This window comes from Amycolatopsis palatopharyngis, from assembly GCF_003385185.1.
Lineage (GTDB): Bacteria > Actinomycetota > Actinomycetes > Mycobacteriales > Pseudonocardiaceae > Amycolatopsis > Amycolatopsis palatopharyngis.
In genome coordinates, this window is sequence record NZ_PQHZ01000020.1 from 40,509 (window position 1) to 56,378 (window position 15,870).

Annotated in this window: 17 protein-coding genes; 10 read left to right on the top strand and 7 right to left on the bottom strand. The window is 66.9% G+C overall.

Annotated features, from left to right (window positions below; translation table 11 throughout):
* Positions 1-61: 61 nt before the first annotated feature.
* The 6 genes from D0C15_RS16930 to D0C15_RS16955 form a co-directional block, all read right to left on the bottom strand.
* The gene (locus D0C15_RS16930) at positions 62-1,852 is read right to left on the bottom strand and encodes an electron transfer flavoprotein (RefSeq protein WP_091675975.1); all 1,791 of its coding nucleotides are present in this window, start codon (positions 1,850-1,852) and stop codon (positions 62-64) included.
* Entirely contained in the window at positions 1,849-2,106 is a 258-nt protein-coding gene (locus D0C15_RS16935; protein ID WP_020501046.1) for a rubredoxin, read from the bottom strand. The genes D0C15_RS16930 and D0C15_RS16935 overlap by 4 nt, the downstream gene beginning before the upstream one ends.
* An 84-nt stretch (positions 2,107-2,190) precedes the next feature.
* Entirely contained in the window at positions 2,191-3,006 is an 816-nt protein-coding gene (gene hcaB, locus D0C15_RS16940; RefSeq protein ID WP_091675972.1) for a 3-(cis-5,6-dihydroxycyclohexa-1,3-dien-1-yl)propanoate dehydrogenase, read from the bottom strand.
* A gap of 5 nt (positions 3,007-3,011) precedes the next feature.
* Positions 3,012-3,284 (bottom strand): hypothetical protein, encoded by a 273-nt coding sequence (locus D0C15_RS16945; protein WP_020501048.1) that lies wholly within the window; start codon positions 3,282-3,284, stop codon positions 3,012-3,014.
* A gap of 13 nt (positions 3,285-3,297) precedes the next feature.
* A complete protein-coding gene (locus D0C15_RS16950; RefSeq protein WP_116046426.1) occupies positions 3,298-3,816 on the bottom strand; it encodes an aromatic-ring-hydroxylating dioxygenase subunit beta in 519 nt (172 codons plus the stop codon).
* 5 nt (positions 3,817-3,821) lie between these two features.
* Positions 3,822-5,210, bottom strand: coding sequence for an aromatic ring-hydroxylating dioxygenase subunit alpha (locus tag D0C15_RS16955; protein WP_091675967.1), 1,389 nt, complete (start codon positions 5,208-5,210; stop codon positions 3,822-3,824).
* 165 nt (positions 5,211-5,375) lie between these two features.
* Between D0C15_RS16955 and D0C15_RS16960 the strand changes: the two genes are divergently transcribed.
* The 8 genes from D0C15_RS16960 (at position 5,376) to D0C15_RS16995 (ending at position 12,326) form a co-directional block, all read left to right on the top strand.
* Positions 5,376-5,774, top strand: a complete 399-nt coding sequence (locus D0C15_RS16960) for an SCP2 sterol-binding domain-containing protein (protein ID WP_091675963.1) — start codon at positions 5,376-5,378, stop codon at positions 5,772-5,774.
* 237 nt (positions 5,775-6,011) lie between these two features.
* Positions 6,012-6,641 (top strand): GntR family transcriptional regulator, encoded by a 630-nt coding sequence (locus D0C15_RS16965; protein WP_211323230.1) that lies wholly within the window; start codon positions 6,012-6,014, stop codon positions 6,639-6,641.
* 131 nt (positions 6,642-6,772) lie between these two features.
* Positions 6,773-7,630: an alpha/beta fold hydrolase gene (locus D0C15_RS16970; RefSeq protein WP_020501053.1), complete on the top strand. Its 858-nt coding sequence runs from the start codon at positions 6,773-6,775 to the stop codon at positions 7,628-7,630.
* Positions 7,630-9,108: a 4-hydroxyphenylacetate 3-hydroxylase family protein gene (locus tag D0C15_RS16975; protein ID WP_091675958.1), complete on the top strand. Its 1,479-nt coding sequence runs from the start codon at positions 7,630-7,632 to the stop codon at positions 9,106-9,108. The genes D0C15_RS16970 and D0C15_RS16975 overlap by 1 nt, the downstream gene beginning before the upstream one ends.
* Positions 9,105-9,869 carry an SDR family oxidoreductase gene (locus tag D0C15_RS16980; protein ID WP_116046427.1) on the top strand — a complete coding sequence of 255 codons (765 nt, stop codon included), beginning with the start codon at positions 9,105-9,107 and terminating at the stop codon, positions 9,867-9,869. Before D0C15_RS16975 ends, D0C15_RS16980 begins: the two co-directional genes overlap by 4 nt.
* A 9-nt stretch (positions 9,870-9,878) precedes the next feature.
* On the top strand, positions 9,879-10,355 hold the full coding sequence (locus D0C15_RS16985; protein ID WP_026197883.1) for a cupin domain-containing protein: 477 nt from the start codon (positions 9,879-9,881) through the stop codon (positions 10,353-10,355).
* A gap of 7 nt (positions 10,356-10,362) precedes the next feature.
* Complete coding sequence (locus D0C15_RS16990) at positions 10,363-11,238, top strand: VOC family protein (protein ID WP_091675953.1); 876 nt, start codon at positions 10,363-10,365, stop codon at positions 11,236-11,238.
* Between the two features lie 98 nt (positions 11,239-11,336).
* Positions 11,337-12,326: a dihydrodipicolinate synthase family protein gene (locus D0C15_RS16995; RefSeq protein ID WP_091675950.1), complete on the top strand. Its 990-nt coding sequence runs from the start codon at positions 11,337-11,339 to the stop codon at positions 12,324-12,326.
* 92 nt (positions 12,327-12,418) lie between these two features.
* Here D0C15_RS16995 and D0C15_RS17000 read toward each other — a convergent pair whose 3' ends face one another.
* Positions 12,419-13,510: a lytic transglycosylase domain-containing protein gene (locus D0C15_RS17000; RefSeq protein ID WP_020501059.1), complete on the bottom strand. Its 1,092-nt coding sequence runs from the start codon at positions 13,508-13,510 to the stop codon at positions 12,419-12,421.
* 159 nt (positions 13,511-13,669) lie between these two features.
* Here D0C15_RS17000 and D0C15_RS17005 point away from each other — a divergent pair, with 159 nt between their 5' ends.
* Both D0C15_RS17005 and D0C15_RS17010 read left to right on the top strand, forming a co-directional pair.
* Positions 13,670-14,614: a 3-carboxyethylcatechol 2,3-dioxygenase gene (locus D0C15_RS17005; protein WP_245975890.1), complete on the top strand. Its 945-nt coding sequence runs from the start codon at positions 13,670-13,672 to the stop codon at positions 14,612-14,614.
* 93 nt (positions 14,615-14,707) lie between these two features.
* Positions 14,708-15,868 carry a LuxR C-terminal-related transcriptional regulator gene (locus D0C15_RS17010; protein ID WP_245788638.1) on the top strand — a complete coding sequence of 387 codons (1,161 nt, stop codon included), beginning with the start codon at positions 14,708-14,710 and terminating at the stop codon, positions 15,866-15,868.
* Positions 15,869-15,870 lie beyond the last annotated feature (2 nt).

Genomic DNA, 15,870 nt, shown 5'->3' on the forward strand with positions numbered 1-15,870 from the left:
AAGACCTCCTAAAGATTCTAGCATCTTAGTCAGGTAAAAAAAAATATGTGATCATGATGCTTCAACTCGCGGCCGCACCAGAGGTCGCCAGCAACAGGTCCAGAAGCACCCCCTCCACGTTCGCGCTCACGACGGCGTCCACGAGACCGGCGAACTCGTCGAGCGAGGCGTCCGGGTCGACGACGATGACCCGGCCGGCGGCCTTGACCGCCTTGAGCGTGCCGAGGTCGTGCCGCCCGAGCCCGAGGTAGACCGCAGGCGCGATGCTGCGGGCCAGTGGCCCTATCTCGAGCTGCGGGGGCGCCTCCTCCGCAGCCACCGCGGCCGACGTCGCGACGAGCGCGATGCCCCGAGTCGCGGCGACGCGCTCGGCGACGCGCCGGGCGCCGGTGCCGAGACCAGGCCCGAGGCCGATGACCAACCGGGCCGCGGCGAGCCTCGGGCCGTCCGGAACTTCGACCCGGCGCTCCACCGCGGTGCACAAATCGTCGCCGGTCGCGGTGACGTCGGCGAACTCGACGTCCGGTTCTCCCTGGTCGCGAACGGCTCGCGTCGTGAAGGAACCGGGCCGCAGCGTGCCCAACGACGGTGTGGAGTGCGCGATCACCGGCGCGATCACGTCCGCCGATAGCGCCGGTTTGAGCCACAACAGGTCCGGCTCGTCGGTGTCCGCGTCGCGGACTTCCAGCGCGGTAAAGTCCCCCGTCAGGCCGAGGCCGAGTCGGGCGGCGACGCGCGGAGCGTAATCGCGGCCACGGGCGCTGAACGGGGCGATCACCGCGAACGGCGAACGCGCGGCGATCGCCGTGCTCAGCGCGTCGGTGACCAGATTCGTGCGGTATTCCGCCGGTTCGCCGCAGCGCAGCACCAGTACCCGATCGGCCCCATGCGCGTAGAGTACGCGCGGGAGGTCGTGCGGCTGGTCGCACGGCAGTACCGCGACGACTGTGGCTCGCAGGTCGCAGGCGACCGAGCGGGCGCAGGCCAACGCTTCGAGACTCGCCGGGTGCAGGCCGCCACCGGGCAGCGGCTCGGCGACCGTCCAGATCTCGCGCGACGGCGTGGGCACGACGACTTCGGCCACAGGTGCGACCGGCGCGAAAGCGGCCTCCAGCAGTTCTGCGGCGTCGAAGCCGACGCCGCCGTACTCCGCCGCCGAGCGCTCGCGGGCCTGGTGCCGGATCTCCGCGACGAAGGTCGGCGAACCCCGGGTGCCGAAGTCCCGCGGTCCTCCCCCAAGTTCCTCGGCGGTCAGCGTTTCGACGGCCGACGGATCGGCCTCGGTCACCCACGGCGGCTCGGCACCCCGCCCGACGGAGACCACCGCGGGCAACGCGACGGTCCAGGCTTCGCGGCCGACGTCGGTTTCGACGTCCGCGGAGAGGACGCCGTCGCCGACCCGCAGGTTCGTCACCTGGGTCAGCTGCGGCAGGCCGACCAGCTCGGCGACCTGAGGTCCAACCTGCGCGGTGCCGCCGTCGAGCGTCCACCGACCGGTAAGCACCAGGTCCGGGCCCTCCCGCGCTACGAGCCGAGCGAGCGCGCGGGCCGTAGCCAGGGTGTCGGCACCGGCGAAGCGCCGGTCGACCAGGTGCACGGCGCGGTCGGCACCCCGGCGCAGCGCGTCGAGTAGTGTCTCCGCGGCCGCGGGCGGCCCCATCGTCACGGCCACCACCTCCCAGCCGGTCTCCGCACGCACGGCCAGCGCCTGGGCCAGCGCGTGCAGGTCCGGCGGGTTGGTGACGGTCTGGTCGTCGTCCCGGCGGATCCGTTTCGTACGTTCGTCGAAGACGCCCCGCCCAGGCACCGGGACCTGCTTGAGACAGACGAGGATGCGGCCCGGTGTGCTCACCCCTGCGCTCCCGCGTATGCGTCGTCCTCGACGTCGTACTCTTCGCCCGGCGCAAGCATCCGGAACTCTTTCTTGCGCGCCCCGCACACCGGGCAGACCCAGTCGTCGGGGATGTCGCCGAACGGCGTGCCGGGCTCGATCCCGCCTTCGGGGTCGCCGAGGCGGGGGTCGTACACGTCTTGGCAGACATCGCAGATCCACAGTGCGCTGGCCGGGTCGGCCTGGGTTTCTTCGGTAGCCACCAGCGTCTTCATCGACGCCTCCTTTCGAGGGTGGAAGGGAGACGGCCCGGAACTCTGGACATCCGAGGCCGTCTCCCTGCTTTGCGCGGTGCCGGATCAGGGCTCGAGCCCCGCCATGCGCGTCATCCCGCGCACGCCCAGCCCGCCGTCGCTGTGGATAATCGTGCCGGTGACCGCGGGCGCACGTTCCTTCGCGGCAAGGAACGCGTAGGCCCAGGAGTGATCGTCCGGCTGGGCGACGACGCCCAGCGGGTTGATCCCCTTGATCAGGCCCTCGATGTCCGGGACGTCCTTCAGCGATTGGCCTTCGTTCGCGAGCGCGGGGATGCCGCGCAGATCCGTGATCGTGCCGCCGGGCGCCACCCCGTTGACCCGCACGTGCGGCGAAAGTTCGTACGCCAACTCGGTCACCAGACCGCGGACGGCGAACTTCGACGACACGTAGAGCGGACCGCCGCCCCCGGGGTAGAACCCGGCGTTGGAAATGGTGAGGATGACCTGGCCCCGGTTCTCGATCAGCTGGTCCAGCGCCGCCTTCACGGTCAGCAGGTTGCTCTTCACGTTGACGCCGAAGAGCTGGTCGAACGCCTCGTCGATCTTGTCCTTCGGTAGCTGCGGGATCTCGGTGAAGTAGTCGAACACCCCCACCGCGCACACGAGCGTGGTCAGCGAGCCGAACGCCTCTGTCACGTCCGCCACGGCGCGTTCGTTGTCCCCCATCAATGTCGCGTCGCCCTGCGTCACAACCACAGCCTCACGTGGCAGTTTCTCCTGCAGATCCCGCGCTTTCTCAGGCGAGATCTCGAGGACTCCAACCTTGGCACCCTCCTGCACGTACAGATCGACCACGGCACGGCCGATACCCGATCCACCTCCGGTGACCAGTGCCACCTTTCCGTCTAGGAATCCCACGTGAATCAGTCCTTTCCGAGCAGAGCCGACAGCGGCCGCGCGTCGAGCTTCACGCCGGGGCCATAAGGAGTGTCGAGAAGCTTCGAATACATTTCGGGTGTCTGCCAGGTGAGGCTTTCCAGCTGCAGCGGGTCGAGCAGGGTCTGGAACCCGAGCCTGGGGGAGCTGACGAGAAGGCGTTCGCGTTGGCCGGTACTGATGTAGCTGACCTGGATCACCGTGAATTCGTTGGCAATCTGGATGATCGGGTCCTGGCCTTCGTTACGGATAATGGTCACCGAACTGCCTCCGTCACATGATCAAGGCGAGGTTGTGTGTCATGACGGTGGTCTGGTCGAGCACGACCACCCGCTTGACGAGGCGGTAGCCGCCGGCCACCCGACGGAGCACGTCGTGGCGCTCACCGGAGAGAATGTCGAACGTCGCGACGTCACCGCGGGTGCGGTAGAGCAGCAGGTTCGACTTGACGGCCACCTCGTCCTCCGCCTCGCCGGCGGCGACCCGGATGTTGGTCACGAAGTGTCGTGATCGCGACGGCGGGTCCTCCGCCCACGCGTACTCGGTCTCCAACCTCAGGACGCGCATTTCCATCGAGTCCCAGTCGTCGTCCATGAGAGTCATGCCCTCGACGATGTCCGTCTCGGCCTCACGCTCGCGCGTGACCCGCAGCGGCACGACGTACGACAGGTCCTCGGCCACCAGGTCGAGCCACTCCCGGTACTTGCCAGCGTCGAGCAGTTCGGCTTCGGTGAAGAGCCATTCGGTGGCTTCACGGACCATGATGTCGGTGATCTCGGTTGCAGTAGTCATAGGTGCTACGCCTCCGCTCGCGCGAGTGTCTCGGCCGCGGCATCGTCGGACACCTTGCCGTTGCCGCTGCGCGGCGCCGGGTCGGTGACCATCAGCTGCATCCAGTACTCCATGAAATTCCGCTGGTTAGCTTCGGCATAGTCCATTGGAAAAGCCTTGCCAGGACCGGGCCAGTCGGGGTCGGGCTCGTAGACGCCACGGCCCATCTGGTAGTTGAGCTCCATGGTCTTGGCGTACTGGGCGCCCAGCACCCGCGTGATGCTGCGCCAGTTCTCGGCATCGTCCTGCTCGAACGCGCCGGAAATACCGAACGTGCGCACGTAGGCCTGGTAGCTCTCCTCCTTGTACCAGTCCGGCGCTTCCTTCTCGATCAGAAAGAAGGACATGATCTCCATCTTGTCCGGGCCGAGCGGGTGCCACAGCCGAAGCGTGAGGAACGACGTCGGCGGCGAGACGTGGTCCTTCGACATCAGGAAGTTGCCGATCGACAGGTTCGGGAACACGGTGCCGTGGATGAACGCGACCGGCCGGAACACCTCGACCTGCTCCGGGGAAAGCCGGCGCTGCAACTGCTCGACGATGTTCTCCGGCATACCCAGGAATTCGGGCAGCGGCATGCCCGGCGGCGGGCCGATGATGCCGAGGCCGTGCCCGTTCTCGGTGTGCACGTGCTCGCCGTAGAGCGCGAACTTCGGGTCCGGCGGGGCGAGCCCGAGTTCCACCATGGAGCGGTGCGTCATCATCGTGTGGTAGGCGTCGCCGACGAAGTTGTCGGCGCCGAGCTTCCAGTTCGCATCGACGACCCAGCGCTGCGGGGCGCCGACGACCTCCAGACCGGCGTCACTGCGGTCCAGCACGATGTCGAGGTAGAACTTCATGTCCCCGAGGTAGTCCTCGAGCGACTGGGCCTCCGGGTCGAGGCAGCCGAAGATCAACCCCTTGTAGGTGTCCAGTTTCGGGACCGGCTTGAGCTGCCACAGAGACTTGTCCAGCTTGTTGCCGTACGCTTCCCGCCCGGCCGGCACGCCCACAAGACTGCCCTTGTTGTTGTAGGTCCAGCCGTGGTACGGGCAGCGGAAGTGCGACGTGTTTCCCATTTCGGCGCGGCACACCTGCATGCCACGGTGGCGGCAACTGTTGAGGTGGCCACGGACCTCGCCGTCTTCGTCCCGGCAGACGATGAACTGATCTTCCGAGATGTAGCGGACGACGTAATCGCCGCGCTCCGAGATTTCACTCTCGTGCGCGAGGAACACCCACGAACGGCCGAACACGCGCTCACGCTCGGCATCGTGCATCTCCGGGTCATTGATGATCGCGGCTGGAACAGTCCAGTCGGCCTCTACGTCACGCAAACCCTGCTCGAGGATCTGCCGAAGTTCGTCCCTCAACATGTGACCACCTTGGCGTCAGACATCTTTGTCTCCTCCGGAAAGCGCGGGCCCGATACGGAGCAGGACCGCGTTCACAGCTTGACTGGTTCTAGGATACTAGTATCTTTGACTGCGATGTCAAACCCCAGTTGTCCGTCACGCAACCGAACCGAAGGAGAGCACACCATGGGAACACCCGTCCTGTCGCCGGAGTGGATGAAGTCTTACGCAGAGCTGTGGAACACCACGGACGCGACGCGCGAGGGCCTCAAGGAGCTGAGTATGGTCGTCGAATACCGGCTCGCCGAGAACGAGAGTCGCGCGGGCCAGATCGAGGTCAACGCCGGCGAAGTCGTGCGCGCCGGCACCCCTGCCAAAGGTGTGAAGCCGGACTTCCTGCTGACGGCGAAGGTCGAGACCTGGCAGCGCCTCGGCGCCGGCGAACTGCCCGCCGCCAAGGCGATGGTCACCCGGAAGGTCAAGTTCCGCGGTTCCATGTCGGTGGCACTCGCCAACCTGCCCGGCCTCGAAGCCGCCATGAAGATGTTCGGCCAGATCGACGACACCGACTGGTCGGTGGACTGACCGAGGTCGCTGTCCACGGCCTCGGCGTACCTGAAGCCGGAGCGGGAGTCCGCTCCGGCTTCAGCGCTGCCACCAGACGGCGGGAGACCGGCGCTCCACCCGGACCAATGACCGGCCACTGCAACCCGGCTCCCGCTCCAGCGCAGCCCGCTCGCCGTTGACACGCTAGAATCTCGGCGTGAGCGACAGTACGCAGCCCCGACCTTCCCACACCGAAAGGCCGGATAGTCCATGCCCATGATCGCGGCAGTCACCAAAACAGACCAGATCTACCAAGCGCTCCTCACCCAGCTACTCGAGGGACGCCATCAATTCGGCGAGCTCCTCAGCACCTACGACCTCGCGACTGAATTCGGCGTGAGCCGCAGGCCGGTGATGGACGCGATGATGCGACTGGCCGCCGCCGGATTCATCTCGATCATTCCACAGGTCGGATGCCAGGTGACGGTCCCGGACGAACGCAAGGTGCGCGACCACTTCGCAGTGGCGGGCATCCTCGAAGGGGCGGGCGCACGGCTCGCAGCACTCACCGCCACCGGCGCCCAACTGGCCGAAATCCACGACATGCTGGTGCGCGGCATCGGCCCGGCCAAGCGGAACGAAGCACTCGCCTTCGCCGCAGCCAACCGGGACTTCCACTCCGCCATATTGGCGGCCAGCGGCAACCAGCGTCTGACCGACCTGGCCATGGACAGCTGGGACCTCAACGACTTCTACCTCCAGAAGAACCGGTTGAGCACGGACCTGACGCGGGCGCAGACCGAGCACACAGAGATCGCGGAGGCGATCAAGCGCCGCGACGCGGACCGGGCCGGCAGGCTCATGGAGGAGCATCTTTCGCGGTTCTGGAAGTTCATGGAAGTGTAGTCACTCTCCCACCGAACGGGTGCGTGCCTACGACCATGGCACCCGTTTTCGCCATCGAGCGACGACAAGCTTGTTGCTTCTGAGATTCTAGTATGTCAAAATGGAGGCAGGTTGCGACAGGAAGGAATGCTGTGGAGCAGCACGTAAGCATCTGGGGCGATTTGGCGGGCGTCGAGTTGCGCCAGCGGACCGTGGACGCGGCCGGCATCGCCACCCGGGTGGTAGAAGCGGGTACCGGTCCGGCACTGGTCATGGTGCACGGCACGGGCGGGCATCTGGAGGCGTATTCGCGCAACGTCCGCGATCTGGCGAAGGAATTCCGGATCGTCCTCTACGACATGGCGGGGCACGGGCTTTCGGCGAAACCTGACCGGCCCTACACGATCGACTACCTCAGCGATCACCTGATCGCGCTGCTGGACGCGCTGGACATTGGAAAAGCGCATCTCTCCGGCGAATCGCTCGGCGGCTGGGTGGCGGCGTGGGCCGCGGCACACCACCCCGAACGGATCGATCGGCTGGTGCTCAACACTCCCGGCAACGTCACCAACAAGCCGGAGGTGATGGCCGGGCTGAAGGAATCGAGCATGAAGGCGGTCCGCGAAGCGAGCAGGCAGACCGTGCGCACCAGGGTCGAATGGCTTTTCCACGACAAGAGCCTCGTCACCGACGAGCTCGTCGACCTGCGGTTGCGGATCTACACCCAGCCGGGGTTCGAGGACGCGATGCGCAACATCCTCGCGGTGCAGGACTGGGAACACCGGCGCCCGTACGTCTGGTCCTCGGAGTGGTGCGGCCGCATCGTCTCGCCGACCCTGCTGCTGTGGACCGACCACGACCCGACGGCCTCCGTCGAGGAAGCCGCGCTACTGGAAGAGCTCATCCCCGGCAGCCGTCTCGAAGTCATCGAGGGCGCCGGCCACTGGCCGCAGTGGGAGAAGCCGGACCAGTTCAACGAGACCCACGTTAGGTTCCTGAAAGGAAAGTGATGACCGCACGAAACGGCACCGCGTACCTCGACCGGCTGCGCGCACACAGTCCCGAGCTGTGGGTCGGGGCCGAGAAGATCACCGACGTGGCCGGGCACAAGGCGACGTCCGGCGCCGCGGCCGAGATCGCCCGCCTCTACGACCTGCAGTTCAAGACCGACAGCATGCTCTTCGCGCCCGACGGCGGTGCTCCCAAGGAAGGCGTGCAGTTCCTGATGCCCCGCACTGCGGAGGACCTCGAGCTCCGCCGCGTCATGCACAAGCAGTGGGCGGATTCCAGCTTCGGCATGATGGGGCGCAGCACGGACTTCGTCAGCGCGATGCTGGTGGCGTGGAACGCCAACGCCGAGTTCTTCGGCGACGGCGCCGACCGGGTGCGCGCGTACTACAAGTACGTGCGGGACAACGACCTGTTCTTGTCCCACGCGCTGGCGGACCCGCCGGTCGACCGTTCGAAGCCGCCGTCGCAGCAGCCTGACCCCTACACCTACCTCGGCGTGAAACGCGAGACTCCGGACGGCATCATCGTGAGTGGCGCGAAGATGCTCGCGACGGCCGCGCCGTACTCCGACGAGATCCTGGTCTGGCCGTTCTCGCTACGGAAGTACGCGGCCGAGGAGAAGCCCTACGCCATCGCGTTCGCCATCCCGGCCGACGCGCCGGGCGTCCGACTGATCTGCCGCGAGCCGTTCGGCGGGGGGAATGCCTTCGATCACCCGCTGTCCAGCCGGTTCGACGAGATGGACGCCGTGATCGTGTTCGACGAAGTGCTGGTGCCTTGGGACCGGGTCTTCATCAATCAGGACTACGAGCGAGTGAACAACATCTGGGCGATCAACTCCAACGCCTTCACCGGCGTCCAGACCTCGGTCCGGATGCTAGCGAAGCTCCAGTTCGTCGCGGGCATCGCCAAGCGCGCGACCGAGATCGTCAAGACCGACCAGTTCCCCCAGGTCCGCGACGCGCTCGGCGAGATCACCACCTACATCGAACTGACCAGGGCGGCCGTCCTCGCGTCCGAGTCCGGTGCACAGCGCAACGAGGAGGGCTTCCTGTTCCCCGACGTCCGCCCGCTCTACGCGATCCGCAACTCCGGGAACCGCTGGTACCCGCGGGTCCGGGAGATCCTGCAGCAGATTCTCGCCGGTGGCTTACTCTACCAGCCAGCCGACGTAAGCGCGTTCGACTCACCGATCGCCGAGGACATCACCCGGTTCTACCGCGGCCCCGAGACGAACAGCCTGGACCGCATCGCGATCTACAAGGTGGCCGCCGATCTCGCGGTCTCCGCCTTCGGCGGCCGCCACGAACTCTACGAGCGGTTCTACGCCGGTGACCCGCTATTCCTCCGCATCAACACCCAGTTCAACCAGTACGACTGGACCGAACCGCTCGGCCTGATCGATGGGCTGCTGGCCACGTCGATCGGGCAAGCCGGCGTCCTGTCCGGCGGCACTGGCGAGGGTGCTGCGGCATGAGGGTGCGCGGCCGGCGGGCCCTGGTCACCGCCGGGTCGAGTGGGCTCGGCGCCGCGATCGCGGCTTCTCTACGGGCAGACGGGGCAGAGGTCTTCATCACGGGAACCGGGCCGCACACCGGCGAGGTCGCCCGTGATATCGGTGCGGCGGACTGGGCGATTGCTGACTTCACCCAGCCCGGTGCCGCGGCCACCGCAGCCGCCGCCGCGCGCGAGGCGCTCGGCGGCATCGACATCCTGGTGTCTAACACCGGCGGCACGCGCGCGGCGAAGGCCTCCGAACTCTCGGCGGAGGACTGGGATTCGGCATACCGTCTCCTGCTGAACAGCGCGATCTCCCTGACCAGCGCGGTATTGCCGGCGATGTCGGCGGCCGGGTGGGGACGGCTGATCTACGTCACCTCGGTCGGCGTGGTCAAGCCGTTGCCACTGCTGCACCTGTCCAACGTGATGCGGGCCGGAGTGGCCGCGCTGGCGCGGTCACTGGCCGCCGAGGTGGCTCCAAACGGCGTCACCACGCACGTCATCGCCCCCGCCCACATCGACACGCCGCGGCGGCGCGCGCTCGCCGCGGCGCGCGCCGCGGCGGCCGACGCGCCGGTGGCCGAGCTGGAACAACGGCAGCTCGCCACCGAGTTGCCCATCGGCCGGTGGGGACGTCCCGACGAGATCGCCGAGCTGGTGACCCACCTCTGCTCGGACTTCGCTGGGTTCCAGACCGGGCAGACACACGTCGTCGACGGCGGGATGACCTCAACCTAGGGGAGAATTATGACAAATTTCGAGCAGTGGATGCACAAGCTCCACGAGATGAAGGACTACGACCCGGAGCGGTCGATGCCGGGCAACCTGATCACCCCTTCGGCGAGTGCCCGGTGGCTTGAGGAGGACGTGACCGGCAACCCCAGCCGGGTCGGAGTGCTGGCCGACCTGCCGGCGAAGTCGATGGAGTTCTACCTCCAGGAAATTCCGGCAGGCACGGCGACCGACCTCCAGCGCCATGTGCACGAGTCCGTGCACTGCGTGCTCGAGGGCAGCGGCTACTCCGAGATCGGACCGGAAACACTCCGGTGGTCGGCCGGGGACTTCGTCTACACCCCGCCGTGGGTCTGGCACCGGCACTACAACGACGGCACCGAACGCGTTCGCATGATCCTCGTCGAGAACTCGCGGCAACTCGATGGCCTCGGCATCAACCGGCGGGAAAGCGCCGGGAACATCTCTTACGACAAAGTGGATAGGAGTTGACCTACTGATGGGCATTTCACAGGTGGCTCACGCCGAACTCGCCGTAGCCGATCTGGACGAGGCGATCGGCTTCCACACCGACGTCCTCGGCATGCAGGAACTCGGCCGGTCCGACGGCGCGGTGCGGCTGTCCGTCGGTATCGACGGCGGCTGCGACCTGGTGCTGACCGCCGGCGGGACCGGGGTTCGGAAGTTCGCGCTGCGCGTCGACGACGTCGCCGACCTCGACCGCTACGCGAAGCGTCTCGCCGAAGCCGGCGTTGCGACCGAGACCCGCACTGACGAACACCCCGGTGTGGTCCAGTCGCTGCAGTTCCAGGCACCCTCCGGGCACGTCATGGAACTGGCGCTGCTCTCGACCGGACCGCAGTACATCCACCCGTCGAAGGCCCCTCACCGAGGCGGGATCCGCGCGCTGGACTTCGACCACATCACCGTGCAGGCACAGGACCCGAAACCGCTGGTCGACTTCCTGGTCGAGCTGCTGGACTTCCAGATCTCCGATATCTTCGCCCCGGCGCCCGGAGTCATCGGAGCGGCCTGGTGCCGGGCCAGCACGCTGCACCACGACATCGCGATCATCTCCACCCCCGAAGCCGGTAAGTCGCTACACCACTACGCACTCGGGATGGAGTCGTTCGACCATCTCAAGCTGGCCGCCGACGAGCTCGCCCTGCACAACGTGCCGATCGAGGTCGGGCCGGGCCGCCACGGCGTGGGCGGCAACGTCTACACCTACTTCTGGGCCGCGGGGAACCGCTACGAGCTGTCGGCCGAGATGCCGCGGGTGCGCCGCAACGACCCCGTGGTGTGGGACGACTTCCCGAAGGCGTTCAGCCCGTGGGGGCTGCAGCCACCGGAGTCGTTCGGCCGCACTTCCTGAAAGTCCCCCAAAAAAGCCGGTTGGCCCGGCGGGTCAGTAAGCCCCCACCTGACCCGCCGGGCCAAGCGCCCTTTCCCAGCGAGCACAAGGAGAGCCCCGTGGTGCAGAAGTTCGGTGTCGACGACGTGCGTGGCGTCATCGCCGTCGCCCCGACCCCCGCGCTGCCCGGGGCGGCCGAGCTCACCGCACGCGACACCGTCGACCTCGACGAGTCCGACCGGATGATCCGTGCGCTCGTCGCCGACGGCGTGGACGGGATCATCACCAACGGCACACTCGGTGAGATGGCGACCCTGACGCTGGACGAATGGCAGGCCTTCACCGCCTGCGTCGCGGACGCGGTTTCGGACACCTCATCGGACCTACCGTTGTTCGTCGGCGCGACCACCCCTAACACGAGGGAGACCATCGACCGGATCCGCTTCCTGCGGGATCTCGGCGTGCGCGGGGTCATCCTCGGCCGTCCGATGTGGAGCGCACTCGGCGCCGACGCCCTGCTCGCCTTCTACCGGGACGTCGCGAACCTGTTCCCGGACATGGCGATCGTCCTCTACGACAACCCTGAGGCGTTCAAGGGGCCGATCCCGTCTGCGGTCTACGCCGAGCTCGCCAAGGTGCCCCAGATCATCGGTGCGAAGTACATCGCGATCACACCCAAGTTCACCGCGGACGTGGCCGCGGTCGGCGGGCGGCTCCGACTGCTGCCGCTGGAGAGCGACTGGCTCGCGGCCCATACGCTCCACCCAGAAACGTCACTCGGCTGCTGGAGCAGCAGCGCCCTGTGCGGCCCACAACCCGTGCTCGCCCTGCGCGACGCGATCCGCTCCGGCGACGTCGAGGCGGCACGGCACCTCACCCACCGCATCGAGTGGACCTACGAGCCTTTCCTCGCCAGGACGAACTTCGGCGAGTTCTCCAAGTACAACATCAGTCTCGAGAAGCTGCGCTTCGACGAGGCCGGCTACGTCACCGCAGGCCCCGTGCGCCCGCCGTACCACGTCGTCCCCGAGGCCTATGCCGAAGGCGCGCGGGAGAACGGCCGCCGCTGGCGCCGGCTCGTCGGCGAAGTCCGGGACTCGGACTCCTGAACCTCGCCCAGACCGCGCTGTGCATGGGGCGCGGCCGGTCGTGAAAAAACTGATGGCGCCGCCTCTGTAACTGGGCGGCGCCATCAGTCCGTTTATCGAGATTCAGATGCGCGGAGAGGGCCGAGGAGCCCACCCACCGTCTGCCCGACGGTCGTGACCACACCATCCAGCGGCGCCGACACGCTGACCGGCAGCTCGGCGATCGGTGCGGGTGCGGGAGTCGGTGCGGGAGTCGGTGCGGGAGTCGGTGCGGGAGGCTTAACCGGCTCGGCGGGCGCGGACCTCGCCGGAGCGGGGTCGGCCACACCACCGCGCGATGCCGAGGCTGGGCGAGCCGGAGCGCGGTCGACGTTCTCGCCGTGTGTCGGGTCCTGGTCTGCGTTTCCGGGCGCGTCCGGGACTGCGAACGACCCGGCGGAATAAGCTCGCATCCAGGCCATGACCTTGTTCAAATAATCCTCAGACCTGTTGTAACTGAGGATGGCACTGCGCAGTCCCGTCGCGGTTTTAAGGTCGCGATCGGCCGCGCAGAGATACCGCCCCGCCGACTCCGAGGAATCGTAGATGTTCTGCACATCAGCGTTGCCGTCACCCGATCCATCCGTGCCCCACTTTTCCCATGTCGACGGAATGAACTGCATTGGGCCGGCAGCACGTGCCCACTGCCCGCTCTGCCGGTCGACGATACTCGCGAAACCTGGCGAACCGTCCAGGGCGGGGCCGTAAATCGGGCGGACCATTGTTCCCTGTGCGTCAACGTCGCCACGTCGGGCGTGGTTCGACTCGATCTTGCCGATACCCGCGAGCAACACCCAAGCCAGGTGACAGCCCGGATTCTCGCGAGCTAGCAAGGTCTCGGCCCGACGGTAGGCGTCGAGAACCGTGGCCGGAATGCCCGAACTCGCACCAGGTCCGGTGGCAGCGCCGCGTCGGTGGCCCACCGGCGCGGCGAGCGGCGGCAGCACCGAAACTTCTGGGAGCGTAACTGGGAGCCGGGCCCCGGACACGAACGACCATGCCTGCGGAACCGGCGTGGTCGCCTGTGCCCGGTCCGTCGTGAAAAGGGGCAGGCGCCGCCCATCGGCGACGGGTTCGACCAGCAGCACCCCGCTGCCGACCACGACCGCGCTCGTCAGCGCGACTGCGGCGTAGGCGGCAGAGCTGATCCGGTGACATTTTTCCATCTTCCTTCGCTTTGTCCGAGCCCTGTGACTGCCTTTGCTGCGATTCCCGATCGATGCTGCCATGCCAGATGCCCTTCTGTTGCCTCGTCGAAACCAGGGGTGCTAAGATTCTAGCATGTTTCACCTGGAACATGAGTACAAAGAAAGGCTGGTGGCTCGATGCCCGTTGCTGTGTGCGCCCTGTCCCATTCGCCGCTGATCGGGTTCAACCATCCGGCGAAAGCTGTCGAGAAGCGAGTCGAGATGGCTTTCGACCAGGCGCGAAGTTTCATCGCGGAATTCGATCCAAACCTCGTTGTGCTCTTCGCGCCCGATCACTACAATGGCTTCTTCTACGACATGATGCCGCAATTCTGTATCGGAACGCACGCCACCGCGCTCGGTGATTACAACACTCCGGCTGGCGAACTCTCGGTCGCCAAATCCGCGCGGACAATGGCCAAGGACGTGCTGGCGGCCGGGATCGATATCGCCGTGTCCGAACGGATGTACGTCGACCACGGGTTTTCCCAGCCGCTGCAGATCCTTTTCGACGGGCTCGACAAAGTTCCCGTCGTCCCCATCTTCATTAACTCGGTTGCCACACCACTCTGCCCCGTCGGCCGCATCCGGCAACTCGGCACGGCGGTCGGCCACGCGAGCGCACACATCGCCGAGCAGCGCGTGCTGTTCCTCGGCTCCGGCGGACTCTCGCACGATCCCCCGGTGCCGCAACTGGAAAACGCCACCGAAGAGGTCGCCGCCCGGCTGATCGACGGCCGTAACCCGACGCCTGAAGAGCGCGCACGGCGGCAGTCCAGGGTGATCGCCTCCGGTCTGGAGCTAGCCGCGGGCACGTCGTCGATGCGGCCGATCAATCCGGAGTGGGATCGACAGTTCCTTGATCTGATTTCGGCAGGCGAGCTCCAGCACGTCGACGCCTGGGACAACGCATGGTTCGCCGAGCAGGCTGGGAACTCCTCACACGAGGTGCGAACCTGGATCGCCGCGTACGCCGCGATGGCAGCCCGCGGGAATTACGTGATTAACTACCGGTTCTACGAGCCGGTACCAGAGTGGGTTGCGGGATTCGCCGTCACCACAGCCGTTTCCGCCGACGCCTGATCCTCAAGGCACAGCGCCGCGCCGGACGCGTTCGACGACGAGGTCACGAGCGGGTCCGGCGCCCCGTGTCTCGTCCCGGCTTGAGAGGAAACCATGAAGTCAACGTTGACTCCGCCTCGGCTCGGCCGAGGGCACCGTATTCCCAAAGTCGTCTTGCGCGAGATCCGGGCGGTCACCGCACGAGCCCGGGCTCTGTTCGGCGGTGGTCCAGACCCGGACGTGGCCGACGATTTCGTTGCCGCGCACGAGATTCTGGCCGAAATCGCCGAGCGGGTCGGCCAACGTGCCACCGCAGGCCATACCGGCGAGGTCCTGAACCTGTTCATCGAGGTCTCCGATGTCCGCGAGCGACTGCGACAGGCTCAACTCGAACTCCGCGTGAGAGTCCACACTCAAGTCCAGGAAGCATTGGACCGGTTGCAGGACGCGCGCTCGGTGGCCCGGCTCGTGGAACGCGTGCCGGAGGCCGTATGCCAGCTCGGCTTCGACCGAGCGCTGTTCTCCGAGATCCGCGAATCGGTGTGGATACCACAGTCCTGCACCGTGCTGGGTGATCCCGGCTGGGCTGCGGAGATCCTGCGGATCGGCCGCACGGAATCCCCGGTGCTGGACCGCACCCTCGTCGAGACCGAGGCCGTGCGCAGACGACGTGCGCTGCTCGTCGCGGATACGCAGCGCGAAGTACGTGGGCTCGCCTGCCTGGTCGAGGCCGCTCGAATGGAGTCCTATGTGGTCGCTCCCGTGCTCAGCGACGACGGCGTCCTCGGGCTGGTGCACGCGGACCGGCACGTCCAGAGGCGTCAGGTCGACGAGTTAGACCGCGAGGTGTTCGGCATGTTCGCCCAGGGGCTCGGCATCGTGTTCCGCCGCACCGTGCTGGTCGAACGCGTCCAGTCGCTGCGGACCGAGGTCGATCAGTTCACGATGAACATCGCCAACACCATGGACCGGATCCTGAGTACCGGCCTCCCGGCTGCACCGGTCATCGGTGACCCCGTGGTGCCGCCGCCCGGCCCGGTGCCGACCCGGTCCTTCGTGGAGTCCGCGCTCACCCCGCGTCAGCTGGAAGTACTCAGGCTTTTGGGCGACGGCAAGACCAACGCAGGAATCGCCACCCGGCTGACGATCTCCGAGGACACAGCCAAGTCCCACGTCAAGCATATCCTGCGCAAGCTCGGCGCCGCGAACCGTGCCGAAGCGGTCTCGCTCTTCCTGCGGACGCAGCAAGCCCGGGGCGCGCCCGATTCCTCCTGAGC